This is a genomic window from Variovorax sp. 01N425 (genome assembly GCF_056399465.1).
The window spans coordinates 1-21,105 of sequence record NZ_JBFTRJ010000005.1 but is presented as its reverse complement, the minus strand read 5'-3'; the positions used below and the strand labels follow the sequence as shown (position 1 = coordinate 21,105).

Annotated in this window: 19 protein-coding genes; 7 read left to right on the top strand and 12 right to left on the bottom strand. The window is 62.9% G+C overall.

The window, feature by feature from the left end; all coding sequences use genetic code 11:
* Nucleotides 1–4: 4 nt before the first annotated feature.
* The 8 genes from AC1DSC_RS10030 to AC1DSC_RS09995 form a co-directional block, all read right to left on the bottom strand.
* Nucleotides 5–565 carry a TRAP transporter small permease gene (locus AC1DSC_RS10030; RefSeq protein WP_062365370.1) on the bottom strand — a complete coding sequence of 187 codons (561 nt, stop codon included), beginning with the start codon at nt 563–565 and terminating at the stop codon, nt 5–7.
* Nucleotides 566–582: 17 nt separating this feature from the next.
* Nucleotides 583–1,623: a DctP family TRAP transporter solute-binding subunit gene (locus AC1DSC_RS10025; RefSeq protein WP_412512192.1), complete on the bottom strand. Its 1,041-nt coding sequence runs from the start codon at nt 1,621–1,623 to the stop codon at nt 583–585.
* A 34-nt stretch (nt 1,624–1,657) separates the two neighbouring features.
* Nucleotides 1,658–2,533 carry a sugar phosphate isomerase/epimerase family protein gene (locus tag AC1DSC_RS10020; RefSeq protein ID WP_369665007.1) on the bottom strand — a complete coding sequence of 292 codons (876 nt, stop codon included), beginning with the start codon at nt 2,531–2,533 and terminating at the stop codon, nt 1,658–1,660.
* A 63-nt stretch (nt 2,534–2,596) separates the two neighbouring features.
* On the bottom strand, nt 2,597–3,340 hold the full coding sequence (locus AC1DSC_RS10015; protein WP_369665008.1) for an SDR family NAD(P)-dependent oxidoreductase: 744 nt from the start codon (nt 3,338–3,340) through the stop codon (nt 2,597–2,599).
* Nucleotides 3,337–5,097 carry an FAD-dependent oxidoreductase gene (locus tag AC1DSC_RS10010; RefSeq protein ID WP_412512190.1) on the bottom strand — a complete coding sequence of 587 codons (1,761 nt, stop codon included), beginning with the start codon at nt 5,095–5,097 and terminating at the stop codon, nt 3,337–3,339. The genes AC1DSC_RS10015 and AC1DSC_RS10010 overlap by 4 nt, the downstream gene beginning before the upstream one ends.
* A gap of 127 nt (nt 5,098–5,224) precedes the next feature.
* On the bottom strand, nt 5,225–7,840 hold the full coding sequence (locus AC1DSC_RS10005; protein ID WP_478131806.1) for a winged helix-turn-helix domain-containing protein: 2,616 nt from the start codon (nt 7,838–7,840) through the stop codon (nt 5,225–5,227).
* 349 nt (nt 7,841–8,189) lie between these two features.
* On the bottom strand, nt 8,190–9,146 hold the full coding sequence (locus tag AC1DSC_RS10000) for a PLP-dependent cysteine synthase family protein (RefSeq protein WP_412512188.1): 957 nt from the start codon (nt 9,144–9,146) through the stop codon (nt 8,190–8,192).
* Between the two features lie 422 nt (nt 9,147–9,568).
* On the bottom strand, nt 9,569–10,537 hold the full coding sequence (locus AC1DSC_RS09995; RefSeq protein WP_436289924.1) for a cupin domain-containing protein: 969 nt from the start codon (nt 10,535–10,537) through the stop codon (nt 9,569–9,571).
* Between the two features lie 220 nt (nt 10,538–10,757).
* Between AC1DSC_RS09995 and AC1DSC_RS09990 the strand changes: the two genes are divergently transcribed.
* The 7 genes from AC1DSC_RS09990 (at nt 10,758) to AC1DSC_RS09960 (ending at nt 17,029) form a co-directional block, all read left to right on the top strand.
* Complete coding sequence (locus tag AC1DSC_RS09990; RefSeq protein ID WP_412512186.1) at nt 10,758–11,708, top strand: alpha/beta fold hydrolase; 951 nt, start codon at nt 10,758–10,760, stop codon at nt 11,706–11,708.
* Nucleotides 11,709–11,817: 109 nt separating this feature from the next.
* On the top strand, nt 11,818–12,420 hold the full coding sequence (locus AC1DSC_RS09985; protein ID WP_412512185.1) for a TetR/AcrR family transcriptional regulator: 603 nt from the start codon (nt 11,818–11,820) through the stop codon (nt 12,418–12,420).
* A gap of 420 nt (nt 12,421–12,840) precedes the next feature.
* Nucleotides 12,841–13,653, top strand: coding sequence for a glutathione S-transferase family protein (locus tag AC1DSC_RS09980; protein WP_436037888.1), 813 nt, complete (start codon nt 12,841–12,843; stop codon nt 13,651–13,653).
* Between the two features lie 40 nt (nt 13,654–13,693).
* Nucleotides 13,694–14,278, top strand: a complete 585-nt coding sequence (locus tag AC1DSC_RS09975; RefSeq protein WP_436037886.1) for a 2-hydroxychromene-2-carboxylate isomerase — start codon at nt 13,694–13,696, stop codon at nt 14,276–14,278.
* Nucleotides 14,275–14,973 carry an SDR family NAD(P)-dependent oxidoreductase gene (locus AC1DSC_RS09970; protein WP_436037884.1) on the top strand — a complete coding sequence of 233 codons (699 nt, stop codon included), beginning with the start codon at nt 14,275–14,277 and terminating at the stop codon, nt 14,971–14,973. Before AC1DSC_RS09975 ends, AC1DSC_RS09970 begins: the two co-directional genes overlap by 4 nt.
* Nucleotides 14,974–15,028: 55 nt before the next feature.
* The gene (locus tag AC1DSC_RS09965; protein ID WP_412512181.1) at nt 15,029–16,156 is read left to right on the top strand and encodes a zinc-binding dehydrogenase; all 1,128 of its coding nucleotides are present in this window, start codon (nt 15,029–15,031) and stop codon (nt 16,154–16,156) included.
* 48 nt (nt 16,157–16,204) lie between these two features.
* Nucleotides 16,205–17,029 (top strand): enoyl-CoA hydratase/isomerase family protein, encoded by an 825-nt coding sequence (locus tag AC1DSC_RS09960; RefSeq protein WP_412512180.1) that lies wholly within the window; start codon nt 16,205–16,207, stop codon nt 17,027–17,029.
* A 216-nt stretch (nt 17,030–17,245) separates the two neighbouring features.
* Here AC1DSC_RS09960 and AC1DSC_RS09955 read toward each other — a convergent pair whose 3' ends face one another.
* The 4 genes from AC1DSC_RS09955 to AC1DSC_RS09940 form a co-directional block, all read right to left on the bottom strand.
* On the bottom strand, nt 17,246–18,325 hold the full coding sequence (locus AC1DSC_RS09955) for a phosphotransferase (protein WP_412512179.1): 1,080 nt from the start codon (nt 18,323–18,325) through the stop codon (nt 17,246–17,248).
* A 70-nt stretch (nt 18,326–18,395) separates the two neighbouring features.
* Nucleotides 18,396–19,097 (bottom strand): SDR family oxidoreductase, encoded by a 702-nt coding sequence (locus AC1DSC_RS09950; protein ID WP_436288756.1) that lies wholly within the window; start codon nt 19,095–19,097, stop codon nt 18,396–18,398.
* Between the two features lie 84 nt (nt 19,098–19,181).
* Nucleotides 19,182–19,931, bottom strand: a complete 750-nt coding sequence (locus AC1DSC_RS09945; protein ID WP_412512177.1) for an SDR family NAD(P)-dependent oxidoreductase — start codon at nt 19,929–19,931, stop codon at nt 19,182–19,184.
* Nucleotides 19,932–20,070: 139 nt separating this feature from the next.
* Nucleotides 20,071–21,105: NAD(P)(+) transhydrogenase (Re/Si-specific) subunit beta (locus AC1DSC_RS09940; protein ID WP_478131805.1), on the bottom strand; the 1,035-nt coding region annotated here is incomplete at its 5' end.

Genomic DNA, 21,105 nt, shown 5'->3' with positions numbered 1-21,105 from the left:
GCGGTCATTGCTTCTTGATGGTCTGATTCGGATCGAGGTGCAACGCTTCAAGCTGGGCCAGCTCTTCGCTTTCCTGGCTCATGCTCAGGTCAGCTTCAGTGGCGGTGCCCGAGACGATCAGCCAGAGCTGCATGAGCAGCAGGAGCGCGCTGCAGCCCGCGAAGACCAGACCGGATCCGTAGAAGAGTGCCATCGAGGCGCCCGACACGGGTGCCAGTACCTCGCGATTGATGACGACCTGGTCCCAACTGCCCGAGAACAACAGCCAAGTGGCATAAAGCATCATCACGTGCGCAACCACCGCGAACACCTTCTTCCCCACCAGCGGCAGGCGCGACACCAGCATGTCGGTTCCCAGATGCCCGTGCTCCTTCAGGGCAACGACAGCACCCAGGAAGACCATCCAGACGAACAGCCACCTCGAGACTTCTTCGCTCACTGCGATGCCCGAGTTCAGCGCGTATCGCAGCACGACATTGCCGAACACCAGGATCACCATCAGTGCAAGCAAGATGACCAACAGTGTTTCGAAGAGACGGCACAAAGTGTCGATGAGTCTGTTCACGATGGGGCTCCCGTCGATCACTTGCGCAGCTTGGCCAGTTCGGTGTGGGCTTCCTTGACCAGCGCTTCGCCCACCACACCGGCATACTTGTCGACGACCGGTTTGGCCTTCTCGCGCAGCTTGGCCCGTTCGGCCGGCGGCACGTCATTCACGACCATGCCGTTCTTGGCGAGCACCGCCAGTGCTTGGGAGGTGTACTCCGGAATCTTTTTTCGCTGGAACTCCTTCGCTTCCGTCGCGGCCTGGGTGATCAGCGCCCTTTCGTCGGCATTGAACCGATCCCAGCTCTTTCCGCTGACGAGCAGAACGATGTAGTTGTACATGTGCGCTGTCAGCGACATGTACTTCTGCACTTCGTACGCTTTCATGCTCGAGGCGATCAGCGCGGTATTGGTCATTCCGTCGATGGCCTTCTGCTCCATCGCGTTGTAAACCTCCGTGAAGGACATGGCCACCGGATTGGCGCCGAGTGCGCCCATCAGGTCGACGTACACAGGGCTTTGGATCACACGCAGCTTCAGCCCTTGGACGTCATCCGCCTTGTTGATGGGCCGTTTGCTGTTGTGGAGATGCCGGAACCCGAAGGCCGAGATCGGCATGCCGACCACGCCCTTGGCAGCGAGCTTGTCGAACATCTGCTTGCCCACGGGCCCATCGATGAGGCTCGACGCTTCCTTGTCGTTGTCGAGCAGGAACGGGAAATCGAGCAGGCCGAATTCCTTAACGACGCCGACGAGCGCATTGGTACCCATCACGCTCATGTCGATGGTGCCGCCCTGCAAGGAGGAGATCAACTGGACGTCACCTCCCAAGGTGCCGTTGGGGAACACCTTGATCTCGATCTTGCCGCCGCTCTTTTGCTTTACCAGTTCGACGAACTTGTCGACGCCGTTGAGGGCGCCCGTGTCGGCGGCCGTGACGAATGAAAGCTTGACCTTGTGCTCCCTGATCTGCGCTTGCGCATGGCTCGCTACCAGGACCAGGCCACAGGAAAGTGCGGCTGCGATCCCTTTGAGAATCGACCGCGTTGAACTCGTTTTTTGTGTACGAATGACCATCATTGTCTCCGGTGCGTTAAGTGCTTGGATTGATCTATGGATGCGGTACGGCCGGCACGCGCGGTGCGCAGGAATGCGCCTGGAAGAAGCCCGTCGTGTGCTTGGCCGCCGACTTGGCGCGCTCAAGCTTTGAGAGACCGGCTTCGGTCGCAACGGGTGTCTCGATGACCAGCTGGAGGCCGGCCGGGAGCAGATCGAGTATCTGTTGCAGCGGTATCGCGCCTTCGCCGAGATGCAGCCGGGAGCCGCGTGCTTCCGTGGCCAGCTTCTCCGGTGGCAAGGGCGCCGCCAGGCAGTCGGACAACTGCGCGTAGGCGATTCTTTCCACCGGTATCTGAAGCAGATCGGACGTCGCCGCACCGGCACGGAAGAAGTGCAGGACGTCCAAGATCAGGCCGGCATTCGCGCGTCCCGCCGCCTCGATCATCTCTAAAGCATCTCGCCAAGTCTGGATGTCCCGGTACATCATGAATTCGACGCCGACGGTGAGTCCAAATTGGGCGGCCTCGTCGCACAGGCGTCCGAACAGTTCGGTGCGCTGTTCTCGCGACAGGAAGGTCGCGTTGTCCGCGAACTCCGTGCCGATTGAAGAGATGTGCGTCGCGCCGAGTTCGGCCCCGAGTTCCAGCGCGGGCCTGAAGCGCTCCATATCGGTTTGCGGGGACAGAACGAAGGCCTCTACGTCGAAGACGCCGACACCTGTGTCCTTGCAAGCGGCCTTGATCTCTCGGATCACATCGGGCCGACCGATGACTTCATGCTGCAGCGGCTGTGCAGTCGCGGTCATGAGCAGCAAGCCGACCTTGCCGAAGCCCGCACCGGCTGCCGCGCGAATCAGTTCGACTGGCGGGGTGCGGCCGACCGTGAGGTTGGCCAGAGAGATGTCGCTAAGTTGGGCTTCTTTGATCATGGCTGATGGGAGCGTTGGGGGGACTGCGCGAGCCTGGCTCGTTCGGAGTGGCACCTGCGTATATCAATAGGTTGCTCGCCCGCCGGTCAGGTCGAAGGTGAAGCCGGTCGTGAAGCTGCAATCCGCGCTCGCGATCCACGCGACCATCGCCGCGAGCTCCTCGATCTCCATGAGCCGCCGCATCGGAATCTTCGCCTTGATCGATGCAATGAAGTCGGGCGTCATCTGCTTGAGCAGGTCGGTCTCGGCCATCGTCGGCGCCACGCAGTTGACCAGCACACCGGATTGCGCGAGCTCCTTCGAGATCGATTTCGTATAGGCAATCACGCCACCCTTGGCTGCGGCATAGGCGCTTCCGTTCGGATTGCCTTCCTTGCCGGCGACCGACGCGACGTTGACGATGCGGCCATAGCCGTTCGCGATCAAGTGCGGTATCGCCGTGCGACAGCAGTTGAAGACCCCGGTCAGGTCGATATCGAGCACGCGCTGCCACTGGTCGACGGGGTACTCCCACGTGGGGGCGATGGGGCCGTTGATGCCCGCGTTGTTGATCAGGATGTCGACGCGCCCGGCCGCCAACCGGGCCTCGTTGAACGCCTTCGCCACGGACGGCAGGTCGGCCACATTGACCTGCTGCATCAACAAAGGTTCGAAGCCGGCCTGGGATGTGGCGAAGTTCTCGAAATCCAGATCCCACAGGATGATCCTGCGTCCTTCCGAGGCCAATCGCTTGGCGATGCCGAGCCCGAGCCCGCGGGCGCCACCGGTGACGATGGCGGTCTGAATTGGATGATTTGTCGTGCTCACTGGCTGTTCCTGATGCTGTGTTGCGAAAATTCGAAGCCCGCTGCGTGGCGGCCCGCGATGTATCCGAAGGTCATGGCCGGGCCGAGATTGATGCCGCCGGATGGGTAGTGGCCGCCCATCACGCTGGCCATGTCCGTCCCCACGGCGTACAGGCCGGCGATCGGCCGGTCGCTTCGGTCGAGCACCTGGGCCGCGCCATTCGTCTTGAGGCCGGCGAAGGTTCCGAAACTGCCGGGCAGCACTTTCACGGCATAAAAGGGTCCTTGCTCGATCGGTGCCACGCACGGGTTCGGCCCCGCGTATCGCGGGTCCCCCTGCTTGCGGTTGTAGGGCGTGGAGCCACGGCCGAACTCCGGGTCGTCGCCCCGGCGCGCGTGCCGGTTGTAGCGACCAACGGTTTCGACCAGGCCCGCGGCGTCGATGCCGCAGCGCTCGGCAAGGTCCTCGAGGGTGTCGGCTCGCTGGAGATAGCCGCTTCGGATGGAAGGTCCGACAGGAATCGGGAATGGGCGTGCATGGCCGAGGCCATAGCGCCTCTGGAAGCGGTGATCGCAAATCAGCCACGACGCGACCTCCTGACCTTCGGGCGCTTTCGCGACCATGGCAGCGGTGTAGTCGTAGTAGCCATCGGCTTCGTTCACGAATCGTTTGCCATCCGACAGCACGCCAATCAGCCCAGGCTTGGCCCGATCAATGATGTGCGGGAAGTGCCCGACGCTGCCATCGCCATGTCGAACCCGTGAGACCGGCGCCCAGGCCACGGGTGAAGCGAGATCCGTCACCAGGCACCCGCCTGCCGATTCGCCGAGGCTGATGCCGTCACCGGCGCATCCTGTGGGCGGCAACGCGAGATGCTCTTCGCCGGTCGGTGTGCGAGGGAACAGCGACCTGCGGCGGTTCGCGTCATGGGGGAATCCGCCTGCCGCCAGGACCACGCCTTGGGCCGCGCGAATTTCGATATCGCCTCGTGCCGACGCCACGATGGCACCGCGCACTGCGCGGTTCTCCACGATCAAGCGCTTTGCAGGCGCCAACTCGATGAGTGTCACGCCCAGTTTTTCGGCGGACTTCGCCAGCCGGCCGATGAGTGCGACGCCATTGACCAATTGCATCGCACGTCCATACAGCGCCAAGTCCATCAGGTGCCGGATGAAGCGCCTGCTCACGTGGAGCAGCGACTTCAGCGAGCGTGTCATGTTCAGGAAGGCCGCGAGGTCGGCGCCCGCCATGATCGGCATGCCCATGAACGAGGTTTCGCGCATTGTCTTGCGCAGGCGCTGCACGAATGGACCGAGTTCGCGGCCGTCGTATGGCGCGGCGATGACTTGGTGGCCTTGTGTGCCGGCGCCTGCCACGTTCCCGTGGATATCGGGAATGGCGTTCCCATCGACGAACTGCAGGTCGGTGTGTTCCTCGAAAAAGGCGACCATGCGCGGGCAGTTGTCGAGGAACGCATCGATCCGCGCAGCGTCATATCGCGCGCCCAGTTCATTCCGGAGATAGGTTCGCGGCTGCTGCGGGTCTTCATGGATACCAGCACGCTGGGCGAGTGGATTGCCAGGAACCCACATCCAACCACCCGACCACGCCGTGGCACCGCCGAAGACGGCTTCCTTTTCCACCACCACCACCTTGAGGCCATGCCACGCGGCTGTCACGGCTGCCGCCAAGCCTGACGCTCCGGAGCCGACCACGAGCAGGTCGCACTGCAGCGACGCGGCTTCGCCGCGCGTCTCGCTTGCCCTGGGCTCCGACATTCGTGTCTCCTGTTCTTGCAACGACCCACCGTCGTCGCGAGAGCAGAATTTAGTGATCCGGCGGCGAAATCTCGCCTATCCGCCACCTGCCGAAAGATAGGTTGGATGCCCCGTCCCGGGAAAACACCTACAGGAGATTCGATTGGCGCGCCTTGGCAATCGCCTGGGCACGGTTGCGCACGCCGAGTTTCTCGAAGATCTGGCTGACGTGCCACTTGGCTGTGCCCAACGTGATCACGAGCTGCGTCGCGATCTGCTGATTGGCAAGTCCTTGACTGACCAGGCGCAGCACCTCGAGCTGGGTCCGGGTGAGTCCTGCCGTGTTCGCCTCGACAACGTCTTCGTCCGCCGGCTGGCGGAACTGTTCGAGGAGGCCGCCGAGGAACGCTGGCGCGGCGCCGCTCACTTGGCGCAGCAGTCCGGCCAATGCGGCATCCCCATCGAGAAATGGGCGAACATAGCCGCCCGAAGCAGCCAACGACACGGCCGTCTCGAGATGCTCGAGCGTTGCGCCTCGGCCGCCGTTGGCGCGATGCCCCAGCGCCTGCAGCACATGGACCGTGACGAGCAGGCCGGCCTGCCCCTGGCTGCGACACGACGCCTCGACCGTGCCGAGCATGCGAAGCGCGGCAAGCGCGTGGCTGCTCGCGAGCAGCAAGCGAGCGTGCAGGAGTTGTCCCTCGACAGATGACTCGACAGCAGCGCGAATCTCCTCGAAGGTTTGCTTCGCCGCAGCGACGTTGCCCTCGCGAAGCTGGAGGTCCGCGACAGCCATGCGCACCATGCGCTGGCGCCGTGTATTGCGAGAGCGATCCGCCAGATCCTGGGCCGCCGCCAATGCATTCCATGCCTGCTCGCGCGCACCGCGTGCATGGTGGACCTTGGCGAGAGCACACTCTCCGGCCAGCGTGTGGTACAGGTTGCCAAGCTGCCCGCACAGCGCGACACCCGCCTCAAGCAGCTCGACCGCCTCCTGCAATTCGTTTCGTTCATATGCCAGCATGCCCATCGGTATCAGGATGAGGCCGCTGATGGGCGCCTGCGCTTCGTCGGAAGGCGAACAGCGCTCCAGCGACGTGCGGCAGAGCAGCTGCGCTTCGCGCAGTTGGCCCTGTGCGCTCATCAACGGTGCGAGATGGGCCAGCGCGTCAAGCGCGGTCATGCGATGCCCGAAGGCCCATCCCAGCTCAAGCGCTTGCCGCAGCATTTCGGTGGCCGGCTTCGGCAGGCCGGTGCGAAGCAGACCCAACCCTTGGTAGAAAAGAGCCCAAACCCGGAAGAACGAGGTGCTGCTTCTCAACTGATCCAGCGCTTGGCGGGACAGCTCGATCGCGCGGGCCGGATTGTCCGACGTGATCGCGAGAAAGGCCTGGAGTGCAAACAGGATGCCTTTGTGTTCCTGGGAGCTTTCCGCCACATTCGGCGTGCCAGTCAAAGCGTAGTACTCCTCGGCTTCCGCGGTGCGGCCACTCATGAACAGAAGCCACGCTTGATATCCCGCAAGGTCCTGATGCTGGCGCACAAGGGATGCCGGCAGCATTTCGAGCCATGCCAGCAGCGTGGGCAGTTCGCCACGGGCGAGCATGTCCTCCACAAGACCGCGAAAGAGTCGCACTGCATCTGCGTCGCTGCGGGCCGCGAGCGCATGCTTGATCGCGTCCTTTCCCATCCCGTGAGATTCGAACCATGCACTGGCTCGACGATGCAACTCGATCCGCTCCGGGTCGGCCAGGCCTTCGCGAAGAAAATCCGCCAGGAGCTGGTGATAACGGAACCAGCGGCCCTGGTCATCCAGCCGCCGCAAGAAAAGGTTGGCGCGCTCCACCTGGGCAAGCATCTGCCGGCTGTCGGTGCGCTCGGTGACTGCATCGCAAAGATCGGCGGAGAAGCGGTCGAGGATGCAGGTTTTTCGCAGGAAGTCCTGCAGCTCCCGAGGTTGCTGGCGCATGACCTCGGCTGCCAGGTAGTCGATCACGTGCCTGTGCTCACCACTGAATGCAGCGGCGACCTGTGCCAGGTTCGCAGTTCCCTGCAACTGCACGTGCCGCTGCAGCGAGAGCGCGGCGATCTGGAGCCCCGCCACCCAGCCTTCGGTACGGGCTGCAAGTGTCCGAGCCGATTCGGCATCGAGTGTCAGCCCCATGCTCCGGACGAGGAATGCCATGGCTTCATCCGGCGTGAATCGCAACTGGTCGACGCCGACCTCGGCAATCCATTGCCGCGTACGCCAACGGGAAAGTGGCCACTGCGGATCCTTGCGAGTCGCGACGATCAGTCGCAGATGCTCTGGCAGATGCTCGACGAGAAAGGTCAGCGCCGCATCGAGTTCTGGGTTGTCGATCGCCTGATAGTCGTCGAGCACCAGCACTACTGGATGGTCCAGTTCGGTGAGATCGTCCAGCAACGATGCCATCCGATCCTTCGGGGTCGGCGACCCTGCTCCGGAGAGCGGGGCCGTCGCCGAGCATCCCACGCCGACATTGGCACCTTGCAAGGCACCTCTCAGATAGTCGAAGAAGCGCACCGGGTCGCTGTCGTCCTCGTCCAACCCCAGCCACGCCACGGCAGGTCGATCCACGCTTTCGTTGATCCAAGCCGAAAGCAATGTGGTTTTGCCGAATCCCGCTGGAGCGCAGAGAAGCGTCAACGGCTGCTTCAATGATCCGGAAATCAGATCAAGCAAGCGCAGACGCGACAAGCTCATTGGCTGAGCAGGCGGGAGTGCAAGCTTTGCCTTCAACAAGAGAGTTTGACCTGGGGTTTGCATCCGTTTCGCTGTCCGAGCTTGCGCCATGGGCTTCGCCAACCGCGGCATTGCACTTGGCCTACGCATTCTGACTTGACATGCGCAAGTATCAACGGTTGTACTTGAGCTTACAGCACGAACTCCACCAAGGCCTGCTTGCGAGGATGCTTGGTGAGCCCGCGGCTTAATAGACGGGTTGTTGATTTCCTTCCGGAAGACGGGCAGATCTTCGGATTGATCACCGCCTCGACGCCTGCATGCATCATCGTGTTGACCAGCTCAGTTTCTGGATGCATCCCAGCGGAACAGGTGATGACCAGGCCATCTGCAATCCACAGTCCCTCACTTACGCAGAAGGCGCGGAGAAGAGATTGCCGTTCATATATTTCAGGCCCGTATCTGATGCGACAGTAACGACTATCGCATCGGGTCCAAGTTCACGGGCGAGCTCTATTGCCGCAGTCACGTTCAAACCGGTCGATGTCCCGGCAAGCAATCCTTCTTCGCTTGCCAGGCGCCGGCACATCCGACGCGCCTCGTCTTCGGAGATTGCCCGTACTTCGTCATAGAGGTCTCGATCCAGCAGCGGTGGAACGAAGCCGATGCCAATTCCCTCGACATGGTGCTCGCCGTGGTGGCCGAGAGATAGAAGGGGCGAAGTAGCAGGCTCGAGGACGACAATTCGCGTATCTTGGGCAGCTGCTTTGAGGGCTCTCGACACTCCCATTACCATGCCTGCCACTCCTACTGCTCCGCAGAAGGCCGAAATGCCGTTGGGAAACTGCTTGACGAGTTCGACGCCGATCTGCTCGTATCCGAGAAGAGCGTCACAGTTGTTGAACTGGTCCGTCAGATAGAAATTTGCCCCGTCGGCGATCTCTTTCGATCGCTGGATCATCGAAGGAATCAAGTTTGCCGAAATCTTCCCGGACGGACTGTGAATTAGCTCAACCTCTGCGCCGAACGCAGCCATCGTTTTCAGTTTCTCTTGGGCAAATGCGTTGGATGAAACGATCCGAAATCGATAGCCCTTCACTGCACAGACAAATGCAAGAGAGGAACCGGTGCTTCCCCCGCTTGCCTCGACGACAGTCATGCCTGGCTTGAGAGTTCCTCGGGCCTCCGCTTGCTCGACCATTGTCTTCGCCATGCGATCTTTGTATGAACCTGTTGGATTGAAGTACTCCAGCTTCACGTATACAGATGCACTGCCATCCGGCACCACCCGCCGAAGTTTTACGACCGGTGTATTTCCAATTGCACCCAGAGCTGATTCCGATGGAAATGGGGGAGGCTGGCTCATAGGTATTCATTCTTGAATCGAGGAGGGGCAAACGTTCCGTTGCCTGAAGGTGGTCGCGGCAAGCAAGCTGGGCTGCTGTCACGTCTAGTGAAACAACTTGTTTGCCGGTCGTCCTAAGTATTCGTGCACTGTTGGATCCACTGGAATGTGCGCCGTCACGAACATGACACAACGCACCTTTGCCAGCGCCGAATACGCGGTGAAGAAGAACCGGGCTCGGCGCATGAAGTTTCTGGATGATATGACTTGTGGTGCCGTGAAACGGCCCGATCCATGATCAGACAAGGGCCAGCAACATGACATCTCCACGTTCCCGCGTTCTGCTTTGTTTGCCCGTCCGACCCGTACCTCTTTGATGGCTTCGACGATCACGTGCGGTCGGAAAAGCGAGTGCTCTTCGGAATCTCCATCTTGGCGGAGTCTCAGGCATATGCCCGGCCGCGCCTCAACGTCTGCGATGGCGCTTCGCCAAATTGCCGTCGGTACGCCCCGGCAAAGTCGCCGACATGGGCGAAGCCGTACTCGAGAGCGATGTCGGCAACGCGAATTCCGCCGCGGCTCGGTTTCTGCAGCGCGCCCCGCACGGCTTCCATCCGCCTTTCCCGTAGCCAGGTCATCGGGCCTGCGCCGTGGCAAGACTGAAAGGCGGCGAACAGCGTGCGGCGAGACACGCCGCATTCGATGCAAAGGTCGTTCACCGAGACGTGGGCTCGCAGCCGGCGCAGCATGAACTCCTCGGCTTGCCTGACGATCCGCGACGAGGCCATGCAGCTTGCACCTGCGTCGAGCGTGGACTGCTGGTTGTGGGCATGCTGGGTCAGCAGAAGCGATGCCAATGCGTCTGCCAGTGATGCTTGTGCGAATTGCCGCGCCTTGCCGGCTGACGGGAGCGCCGACGCCATACCAGCAAGGGCGACGATGCCGCGCCACGCCTGGCTCAGCTGCGGGCGCGCGGGCAGGGACGTTTCGAAGATTAAAGGTGCTATCAGCGGGCGGCCGGTCAGCCCCTGCCAAGCATCTGCAATCAACGAGCTATCAACGCGGATCAGCAGTTGGTCATATCCCTCATGCACTTCCATCGAGAAGGTGCGAACTGGACTGAAGACGCCTGGACTCTGCGCAACCAGCTGGTGCAATTCGTCGCCCTGGCGTACTTGCGCTACGCCCCGAGTCGGCAGGCTGATCAGGTAGTAGCCCTGCAGGGCCTCTGACACAGGCTGGAGCGCAACACGCGCGCCCCAGCGCGTGCGATTGAATGACACCGGTCCCATGGGAACGCAATCGAGCGTGCCATGGAACACATCGTCACGCCGCAGCCGCTGAAGCCGGCATTCGCCAAAGAAGGGCGCGGTTTGCTGGGGTGATTCATCGACATCATGGCTGTCCGCCACACGGAGGCCGCGCAGGCTTGTGTCCCCGTGATCGAACTCGATGGGAGGGAAGGGTGTTATGGAGTTCACTGGAAACGACGATGGTCCGGCAGTAGTCGACTCACAAGAGGGAAAATCCCGAGTCGACGATTTGCACGCAAGCCGCCGAATTGCACTGAGGCAGTAGGGCCAGTGCCGCACACCACCGATGCTCCGGAACCAAATCAACGGAGACATCGCGATGCCTGTTTCTCGACGCGCCATCATCTCATCTGCCCTTGCAGCCTCCGGTGCGGCTCTGGCCGGCTGCTCGGGAACGCACGCAGAACAGGCGCCAGCGCTCTCGCCAAAAAGCCCAATCCTGCTGGTTCACGGCGCCTGGCACGGCACCTGGTGCTGGGGCAAGATCAGCCCAATGCTGGCTGCGGCCGGCCACCCGGTGCTGGCGATCGACTTGCCGGGGCATGGTCTCAATGCGGCATTCCCTGCGGCGTTCGACGTTCAGCCCCGAACGGCGGCACTGGCGACTGAAGTCTCACCGATCGCGGGTATCACGTTGGCCGACTACGCTCGGGCCGTGGCTGATGCCGTCGAATCCCTGCTCGCCGCCGGCTTCCCGGCGCCGATCGTCGTGGGCCACAGCATGGGCGGCGGTGCAATCCATGCTGCCGCTGAACTGCTGGGCCCCGGCAAGATTGCGCGCCTGGTTTATCTCGCGGCATTCATGCCCAAGGACGGCCAGCCGATGGTGGCATTCCCCCCGGATGAACAGGCACCCCCATCGCTTTTGACACCGCTGCTGCGCAGCGATCCTGGAGTCACCGGAGCCCTGCGACTCGACCCCGCATCCACGGACGATGGCTATCGCGCGGGGCTTATCAATCTGCTTTACGGGAAAGTGGACGCCGTCACAGCGCGCGCCGCCCTCAATTTGCTGTCGCCGGATATTCCGATAGGTGCGATGGTCACCCCAATTGCCACGTCGGTGCAGCGCTGGGGAGCCATCCCGCGTACTTACATCCGGACCAGCGCGGACAACACCATCCCGCCGGCGGCCCAGGACCTGATGGTGGCACAGGCAGACACCGCGACACCTGACAACAAGACGCAGGTACTGCAACTGGACTCGGATCACAGCCCATTCCTGTCCATGCCGCAGCAGTTGGTTCGAGCGCTGCTCTCGCTGGCTTGAAGTGGAGGCGCAAGCGATGCGCCAGGGCCGAATGCATCTCCGGTCATCAATGCCTACAATGGGATGTCGACCGTCATCCAGATGGTCGGATTGCATAGGGGCATTTGCCTTGGGACATTCGCAGGCCGAGAAAGCGCAAAGTCGAGAGCGGATCCTGAAAGAGGCCGCCGACCAGATTCGAGACGGCGGACTCGAGTCGGTGAGTGTGGGCAAGCTCATGAAGAGCGTGAATCTCACGCATGGCGGCTTCTACGGCCATTTTGCATCTCGTGCGGACTTGCTCGCCCAGGCCCTCAGGCGAGCCCTGGTTGATGGTGTACGTCGGTCGGCGGCGAGGGAGAAATCAGTGCGCACTACCGGCTTCGCCGGCTTCGTTAGCGACTATCTGAGCTCTAGCCATCGGGACTCGCGCAGCACTGGGTGCGCAGTCTCAGCATTGATCTCCGATGCCGGACGCGCCGACGCCCAGTCCAAGTCGATCATGGCGGGCTCCATCGAGGACTATATTGCCGCCGCTCGGCGGCACCTTGGCGACGACGACGATTCCAGAGCGATGTTGGCCGTCAGCGCCATGGTGGGTGCTCTGGCCCTCTCGCGGGCGATTACAGATCCTGCCCGGTCGGACGACCTGCTCCGCAGGGTACGCGAGCAGCTCGTGGCGTTCAATGAGCCCAATGAGCGGGCGCCCTCAGACAACCAGGACAAAACCTGAGTCGTGGCACGGTAGGGAAAGCTGTCGCTGTCAGGTCTCCCTTCAAAGCGTATACGTCCGCCGCGCTAGCAATGCGCGCCCTGCCACGTCTCTGGCGGCCATGCCCGTCCAGGGACAAGTACGGTCGAAATCGTTCCCACTAGTTGCGCCCGACGGCTGCACCAGCGTCGTTGTGCGTCGGCGCCCCAGCAACGCAAACGGCCGGGGCCATGCCTTCGGGTCCTGCTCGATGCATCCCCTCTGCGGGTAAACCACTGTAGGTTGAAACATCTTTTGTCGATGCGACGCGATGGACAGGATGATGGTTGTCATGCAGAATGATCGCATGAACAGTGGAGGGCGTCGGCAGTCGTCGGCCCCACAGCCCGCTGGACGAACAACTGCGTCACCGGCTTGGCGGCGCGTCATGGAGACAGCGCGATGGCCGAGGTGCGGATCTTTTCCTACTTGCCCAATCCTCGTGTGTGGAAGGCAGTCATTGCCGCGCGTATCGGCGGCGTCGATTTGGAGGTGCGGGGCGCGGCGGGCGGCGACCTCGTGGACTGGCTCTGGGATTTCGACGCCCGTCCGTTGAGCGAAGTGTCTGCCGAGGAACGCGCTGCCGCTGAGCGTATGGGCCGCATCGGGTTCAAGGGCCGCAAGCTCTACAAGACCGACGCCTTTCTCGTAGCTCAACCGTTCGGGACAGCCCCCGCGGCTTTCAGCGGAGACGGGAAGGCCGGCATCTTTGAATCCAACAGCATCATGCGTGCAGTCGCGCACCAGGCGGAACCGAGCGGGCTATATGGCCACGATCCGTTCGAGGCTTCGCGGATCGACAGCTTTCTGGATGTCAGCTTGGTGTTCGGTCGCGACGCGCAGATCTACCTCCTCGCCCTGCAAGGTTCCGAACTCGCAGCGGATGTCCACGCTCGCGCCGACGAGGCATTCACGACGTACATGACCGGCATCGACCGGGCTTTGGAGCCGGCCCGCCAGGCGCTTGTCGGGGAGGGGGTGAGTTTGGCCGACATCTGCTTCGCCTGTGAACTCGCCCTTTTCCACAATGAACTGGACCGTGGCGAAGCGCTGATTGCGCTCGGAAAGGCGCCGTTCCTGGCCAACGCCCGTGAGCGGTTTCCCCGGGCCATGGCGCACTTCGACCGCCTCGCGAACGATCCGGCCTTCGCGCCGGAGTTCGGCCCCTATCTCGCGAAGTTCGCAACGGGGCTCAATGCCGGGCGCGAACGATGAAAGTCATTCACAACTACGGATTGCATCAAAGGAACCCCAAATGAAAACGATTGACTTCTACTTCGACTATCGCAGCCCCTACAGCTTCCTTGCACTGTCTCAGGTCCGGAAGATGGATGTCGAGATCGCCTTCCATCCATTCGAAATTGGGGCGCTGATGAGAGCGGTGGGGAACGTGCCGACGAGTATCACCTGCGCACCCAAAGGCCGCTACGTGATGACCGACATGGGCCGATGGGCGGCCCACTACGGGGTTCCACTCAACCGGCATCCCCAGGCCTCGGAGATCGACGCCAGCCGCCTGTTGCGCGCCACGCTCGTGGCCGGACAAATGGGCGCGATGCCCGTGGCAGTGCACGCGATCTTCAACGCGTTTTGGTCGACTCCGGCGCCGCTGGCGACAGCGGCCGAGGTCGCAGCTCTGCTGGGCGCCGCGGGATTCGACGCTGAGGCGCTTGAAACGCAGATGGACTCGCCGGCCGCGCAGACCCTCCTGGAAGAGGCAACTGCCGGGGCGGCGTCGCGCGGCGTGTTTGGTGCGCCGACCCTGTTCGTTGGAGACGATATGTTCTTCGGCAATGACCGCCTGCACTTCGTGCAGGCTCGCCTGGAGCAGGCCGCATGAGGCCGCTCGTCATCATCACCGGCGTGGGGCCCGGCACCGGCTCGGCAATGGCCCGGCGGTTCCACGATGGCGGCTACCAAGTGGCCATGCTCGCGCGCACGGCCGAGCGCTTGACCGATCTCGAGCGCGAACTTCCAAACGCCTTTGCGGTCCCCTGCGATGTGGCCGACCCTGCGGCACTAACGGCCGCCCTCGATGCCATCGAGCAACGTGCCGGCGTCCCCAAGGTGGTGATCCACAACGCCGTGGGTGGGGCCTTCGGCAACTTCCTCGACATCGATCCACAAGTCCTCCAGCAGAATTTCCAGATCAATGTCATGGCCCTGCTACACCTGGCCCGGTGGGCGGCGCCGCGGCTGGAGGTAGCAGGGGGCGGCGCCTTGCTGGTCACAGGCAACACCTCGGCCGTTCGTGGCAAGGCTGCTTTTGCCGGCTTTGCACCAAGCAAGGCGGCGCAGCGCATCCTGGCCGAGTCCATCGCTCGCGAAATGGGGCCCCGGGGCGTGCACGTGTCCTTCATGATGATCGACGCGGTCATCGACGTGCCTTGGGCCCGCGCGCGAATGGCCGACAAGCCGGATGACTTTTTCATCAAGCCATCCGACATCGCCGAAGAGGTCTGGCACGTCACCCACCAGCCACGTTCGGCCTGGTCGTTCCTGACGGAAGTGCGGCCTTTCCACGAGGCCTGGTGATCGGAGGCGTCTTGCATCCATTACCCCGCCTTTGTCCAACTCACAAGACACCTCCATGCCACTGCAACTCCGCTCCATCGTCCGCGCCGGCGGCGAACTTGAACTCTCGCTCGCCGAGGTGCCGATGCCCGTACCGAAAGCTGACGAGGTGCTCGTGCGTATCAATGCGGCTCCGATGAACCCGTCGGACCTCATGGTGCTGTTTGGCATGGCCGACATGTCGACCGCGAAGGCGTCCGGCACGGCCGACCGCCCGGTCGTCACCGCCACCGTGCCGCCGCGCATGCTGCCGGCCGTGGCGGGCCGTCTGGGCGAATCGGTGGCGGTTGGCTACGAAGGCGCCGGCGTCGTGGTCGACGCCGGGAGTTCACCGGCCGCGCAGGCCTTGCTCGGCAAGACTGTGGGCGTGATCGGCGGCGCGATGTATTCGCAATACTGCGCGGTCAACGTCGCGCAGTGCTTGCCGCTGCCCGAAGGAACGTCGGCCGCGGAGGGCGCCTCGTGGTTCGTCAATCCGCTCACCTCCCTAGGCATGACCGAGACGATGAAGCGAGAAGGCCACACCGCGCTGGTCCACACCGCGGCGGCCTCGAACCTAGGGCAGATGCTCAACAAGGTCTGCCTGAAAGACGGGATCGGCCTTGTCAACATCGTTCGCAAGCCCGAGCACGAGACGCTGCTGCGCGAACTTGGCGCGAAGTACGTCTGTAATAGCACGTCGCTGACCTTCATGGACGACCTGACAAACGCGCTCGCCGAAGCCGGGGCGACGATGGCCTTCGACGCAATAGGCGGCGGCAAGCTGGCCGGCCAGATCCTCATGGCGATGGAAGCCGCCGCGAACCGTAACGCGAAGGAATACAACCGCTACGGATCGACCGTGCACAAGCAGGTCTACATCTACGGCAGCCTCGATCGAGGGGCGACGGAATTCACCCGCGGCTTCGGCATGACGTGGGGCATGGGCGGCTGGCTGCTATTCCCGTTTCTGCAGAAGGTCGGCGCGGCCGAGGTCGAGCGGCTGAAGCAACGCGTGGCATCCGAACTCAAGACAACCTTCGCAAGCCACTACACGCGGGAGGTGTCGATGGTCGAGGCACTGCAGCTCGATGCCATCGCGACCTACAGCAAGGCGTCAACCGGAGAGAAGTACCTGGTCAATCCGAACAAGGATCAGGGCTGACCGAGTCAGCATTTGCAACATCTGATGTCGATCTAAGGAATCATTCCCATGAGCAACCGAACCCAATTTCAAGTACGCGCGGTGTCGCCGTCCTACTGGAAGGTGACCTTCGAGAACGGTCCGATCAACCTCATCGATCCGGACACCATCGATGAGCTTGGCGATCTGGTGACACGCATGGAGCAGGACCCCGATCTGACCGTCGTCGTGTTCCAGAGTGCCAATCCCGACTTCTTCATGGCGCACTTCGACCTGAAGTCCGACATCCAGCGTGTGTACACGACGGCGCCGGGCCCCACCGGGCTCCTCCCCCATCCGGACACTCTTTTGCGCCTCAGCAGGGTCCCGGCCCTCACTATCTCGGCCATCAACGGCCGCGTCCGTGGGGCGGGAAGCGAGTTCGTCCTGCACACGGACATCCGCTTCGCCGGGCCCAACGCCATCCTGGGGCAGCCCGAGATCGGCTTCGGCGCCGTACCCGGCGGAAATTCGATGGGGCGACTGGCCGAGTTGGTGGGCCGAGGTCGCGCGATGGAGATCGTGGTGGGAGGAGACGACTTCCCGGCCAAGCTCGCCGCCGAATACGGCTACGTCAACCGCGTTCTGCCCGAGGGCGAGCTGGACGAGTTCGTCGACACCTTCGCTCGCCGCATCGCCGGCTTCAGCAAGGCCGGGGTCTCCGGCACGAAGGAGTTTGTCGACGCGGCCACCGCAATTCCGGCGGGGGACTACGCCGCCGCTATGGCCGCCTTCAGGCGCACGGCGGGGCGTCCGGAGAACGCAGATCACGTGCGCAGCCTGTTCGAGCGCGGCTTGCAGCAGCCTAATGGAGTCGAACTCGACCTCGGAAAGCACGTCGCTGAGAAGTTCTGAGCCGCGGCCTGAACCATCAGCCGGAAATACTGTTGTTCTGGCTCAAGGCTGGGTCTAAGTCACGCGGAAAAGCCCAGCACAATCAGCCGCAGGCCGGCAGCCAAGTGCGGCTTCTGACCCTTCATCTGCGCTCGACCCGTCTAACTCTGCATCGGCTGCATTGCTTCTTCATGCGACGATGACCTGAGGGTGTCGCTGAAGTGGACGCACGTTCGTTCAAGCGCATTGCGCAAGTGCCCAACCCATCTGCGCAAGCGGCCGCGCACCGGCGCTCGCTTGCTTTGCCTGCGTGCTCGACGCTGTCCCGGCCTCCACACGTTTGGCAATTCCTTGCAGGATGCCGGTGAGCCGGAACATGTTGTAGGCGAGATAGAAGTTCCAATCGGCCATCACTGCGTCGGGGTCGGTGCGGCCGGTGCGCTCGCAGTAGCGGCGCACATAGCTCTTCTCGTCGGGGATGCCCAGAGCGGCGTGGTCAAGACCGCGAATGCCCAGGGTAGGGCCCGGCTGGATGTGCCACGACATGCAGTGGTAGCTCAAGTCGGCCAGCGGATGGCCGATGGTCGAGAGCTCCCAGTCGAGCACTGCGATCGCCCGTGGCTCGGTGGCGTGGAACATCAGATTGTCGAGCCGGTAGTCGCCGTGCACGATCGACACTTGGCTCTCATCGCGCGCGCTGGCCGGTATGTGCGCGGGGAGCCAGTCCATCAATCGATCCATCTCGGGGATCGGCTGCGTGATTGAAGCCTGGTACTGCTTCGTCCAGCGACCGATCTGGCGCTCGAAATAGTTGCCCGGCTTGCCGTAGTTCTCGAGACCCAGTGCCTTGACGTCTGCGTTGTGCAGCGCGGCGATCACGCGGTTCATCTCGTCGTAGATTTGACCCCGCCGCGTGTGGTCGGCATCGGGGATCGATTGGTCCCACATCACGCGGCCGGACATGTACTCCATCACGTAGAAGGCGCGGCCGATCACGGATTCATCTTCGCACAGCAGGTACATGTCCGGGACCGGCACGTCGGTCGCGCGCAGCGCCCGCATCACGGTGAATTCACGATCGATCGCATGCGCCGAGGCCAGCAGCTTCGCTGCCGGGCCGGGCTTGCAGCGCATCACGTAAGAGCGCTCCGGCGTGCTGAGCTTGTAGGTTGGGTTCGATTGCCCGCCCTTGAATTGCTCGACCGTGACTGGCCCCTGGAAGCCGTCGACCCGCGACTCGAGATAAGCTCGCAGCGCGGCCACGTCGAACGGATGAGCCCCGGAGATGGGCTTGGTGCCGGTTTGAGCTTCTGCCATGTCTATGGTCTCGTGTTTGCCGTTCAATCAGTAGGTGCGAGGCAGTGGCTTGCCGGAAGGCAGTTCAGCCTTAGGTCGTCTGAAGGTAGACGCCCGGCTCGGCCGACAAGCCCTGCTTGACCTGCCGCGTGATCTCGTCGGCCAGCACCTCCTCGGCCCCGGCTTCGAGAGCGTCGAGGCTGCGGCGCACCACCTCGTCGGGGCTGGACTTCGGCTGATCGTTGCCGCGCGCCATGTCGGTGTCGACGAACCCCATGTGCAAGCCCAGCACTTGGGTGCCCTGGGCGCGCAACTCGTGGCGCAGACTGTTGGTCAGTGACCAGGCGGCCGATTTGGTGGCGGCATAGGTTGCGAGACGAGGTGCTGTGATCCAGCTCGCGAGCGAAAGGACGTTCAGGATCGCACCGCCGCCGTGGCCGGCGAGCACCGGCGCAAAGGCGAGCGCCATGCGCAGCGGGCCGAAAAAATTGGTCTCGAACTGGTCGCGGGCGGCCTCGACACTGCCCTCGGCAATGAATGCCCCGAGCGTCGCGATACCGGCGTTGTTGATCAGTAGCGTGACGTCGCCGCAATGGCGTGCCGCTGCAGCAATCTCATCGGGCCGGGTGACGTCGAGGCGAATCGGCTCGACGCCAGCCAACGTGACGTTGGCCGGGTCGCGCGATCCAGCGTAGACCTTGCGCGCGCCGCGCGCCAGAGCGGCGCGGGCGAAAGCGAGACCGATGCCGCGGTTGGCACCGGTGACGAGGACGGTGGCGTTGTCGAGCTTCATGGTCGGGTCCTTGGAGGAAGTGGAAGAGACTGGGGTGCGGCGGTGAAGCGCCGAGTAAATACGACGTTCGTAGGCTTCATCGCTCTAGATCTGCGCAATGCCACCGTCGACGAACAGCTCGATGCCGGTGACGAAGCTCGATGCGTCCGAGGCCAGGAAGACGGCGGCCTTGCCGATTTCATCGGGTTCTCCAACCCGGCCCATCGGGATCTGACCTGCAAAACCATCAAGCAGCCCCTGCTGGTGCTCTACTGGCACCAGGCCCACCAGCCCAGGCGTCTTGGTCGGTCCGGGACTGAGGACATTGATGCGGATGTTGCGACCTTTGAGATCCAGAATCCAGCTGCGAGCGAAGTTCCGGATTGCCGCCTTGGAGGCGCTGTAGACGCTGAAGGCAGGTACGCCATGTATCGAACTGGTCGAACCAACCAGGATGACTGCCGCGCCATCCGCCAACAAGGGGAGTGCCTTTTGAACTGTGAAGAGCACCCCCTTCACATTGGTGTTGAACGTCCGGTCGAACAGGTCTTCCGTGATCGCGCCAAGCGGAGCCATGCTGCCGCCTCCCGCATTGGCGACCAAAACGTCGATGCGTTCATGGTGTTGCTTGACCGTCTCGAAGAGGGTGTCGAGATCCTGCAGGCTGGAGACGTCGGCGCGGACGCTGGAGGCCTGATCCCCGATTTCCGCGACCGCGACGTCAAGTTCTTTCTGGCGCCGACCGGTGATAACGACGTGCGCGCCCTCGGCTGCAAACCGTTTGGCGATTGCCAAACCGATGCCGGTGCTCGCGCCAGTCACGACAGCGATCTTGCCTTGGAGGGAGGAAGTCATTTGGGGCCTTAGGAGTGGTCCGGCGCGGGTCGCGCCGAATGGGGTGAATGAAGAGCGAGGTCAGGCACTGAAGCTGCTATCGGATGAGGCTTCAACGTGTCGCCATCGCTCAGTGTTGTTGCGTTCATCACCTAACCCTTTACTCAACAGCCTTGCCCATGTCCTCGACGACTTTCTTCGCATCCCCAAAGACCATCATGGTCTTGTCCATGTAGAACAGCTCGTTGTCCAGGCCGGCATAGCCCGCCGCCATGGAGCGCTTGTTCACGATCACCGTCTTGGCCTTGTAGGCTTCGAGAATGGGCATGCCGTAGATCGGGCTGCCCTTCTGCAGCGCCGCCGGGTTCACCACGTCGTTGGCGCCCAGGATGATCGCCACGTCGGCCTGGCCGAACTCGCCGTTGATGTCCTCCATCTCGAACACCTGGTCGTAGGGTACCTCGGCCTCGGCCAGCAGCACGTTCATGTGGCCCGGCATGCGGCCGGCCACCGGGTGGATCGCGTACTTCACCGTGATGCCCTTGTGCGTGAGCTTCTCCGCGAGTTCCTTCACCGCATGCTGGGCGCGCGCCACCGCCAGGCCGTAGCCCGGCACGATCACCACCGTCTCGGCGTTGCCCAGCACGAAGGCCGCGTCGTCGGCGCTGCCGCTCTTGACCGGCCGCTGCTCCTTGGCGCCGCCGGCCGCGCTGACCGCCTCGCCGCCGAAGCCGCCCAGGATCACGTTGAAGAACGAGCGGTTCATGGCCTTGCACATGATGTAGCTCAGGATCGCACCCGACGAGCCCACCAGCGAACCGGCCACGATCAGCATCGCGTTGTTCAAGGAGAAGCCGATGCCCGCGGCCGCCCAGCCCGAGTAGCTGTTGAGCATCGACACCACCACCGGCATGTCGGCCCCGCCGATCGGGATGATGATGAGCACCCCCATCACGAAGGCCAGCGCCAGCATCGCGAAGAAGGCCGGCCAGCTTTCGGTGGCCATGAACACCAGCCCCAGGCCGATCATGGCCAGGCCGAGCACGAGGTTCAGCATGTGCTGGCCCTTGAACTGCACCGGCGCGCCCTGGAACAGGCGGAACTTGTAGGTGCCCGAGAGCTTGCCGAAGGCAATCACCGAGCCGCTGAAGGTGATGGCGCCGATGGCCGCGCCCAGGAACAGCTCGAGCCGGTT

Bases quoted from the DNA above. Each gene is read 5' to 3' on its own strand.
- AC1DSC_RS10025 (WP_412512192.1), bottom strand. From the start codon at position 1,623: ATGGTCATTCGTACACAAAAAACGAGTTCAACGCGGTCGATTCTCAAA.
- AC1DSC_RS10020 (WP_369665007.1), bottom strand. From the start codon at position 2,533: ATGATCAAAGAAGCCCAACTTAGCGACATCTCTCTGGCCAACCTCACG.
- AC1DSC_RS10010 (WP_412512190.1), bottom strand. From the start codon at position 5,097: ATGTCGGAGCCCAGGGCAAGCGAGACGCGCGGCGAAGCCGCGTCGCTG.
- AC1DSC_RS10000 (WP_412512188.1), bottom strand. From the start codon at position 9,146: ATGAGCCAGCCTCCCCCATTTCCATCGGAATCAGCTCTGGGTGCAATT.
- AC1DSC_RS09990 (WP_412512186.1), top strand. From the start codon at position 10,758: ATGCCTGTTTCTCGACGCGCCATCATCTCATCTGCCCTTGCAGCCTCC.
- AC1DSC_RS09980 (WP_436037888.1), top strand. From the start codon at position 12,841: ATGGCCGAGGTGCGGATCTTTTCCTACTTGCCCAATCCTCGTGTGTGG.
- AC1DSC_RS09975 (WP_436037886.1), top strand. From the start codon at position 13,694: ATGAAAACGATTGACTTCTACTTCGACTATCGCAGCCCCTACAGCTTC.
- AC1DSC_RS09970 (WP_436037884.1), top strand. From the start codon at position 14,275: ATGAGGCCGCTCGTCATCATCACCGGCGTGGGGCCCGGCACCGGCTCG.
- AC1DSC_RS09965 (WP_412512181.1), top strand. From the start codon at position 15,029: ATGCCACTGCAACTCCGCTCCATCGTCCGCGCCGGCGGCGAACTTGAA.
- AC1DSC_RS09960 (WP_412512180.1), top strand. From the start codon at position 16,205: ATGAGCAACCGAACCCAATTTCAAGTACGCGCGGTGTCGCCGTCCTAC.
- AC1DSC_RS09955 (WP_412512179.1), bottom strand. From the start codon at position 18,325: ATGGCAGAAGCTCAAACCGGCACCAAGCCCATCTCCGGGGCTCATCCG.
- AC1DSC_RS09950 (WP_436288756.1), bottom strand. From the start codon at position 19,097: ATGAAGCTCGACAACGCCACCGTCCTCGTCACCGGTGCCAACCGCGGC.
- AC1DSC_RS09945 (WP_412512177.1), bottom strand. From the start codon at position 19,931: ATGACTTCCTCCCTCCAAGGCAAGATCGCTGTCGTGACTGGCGCGAGC.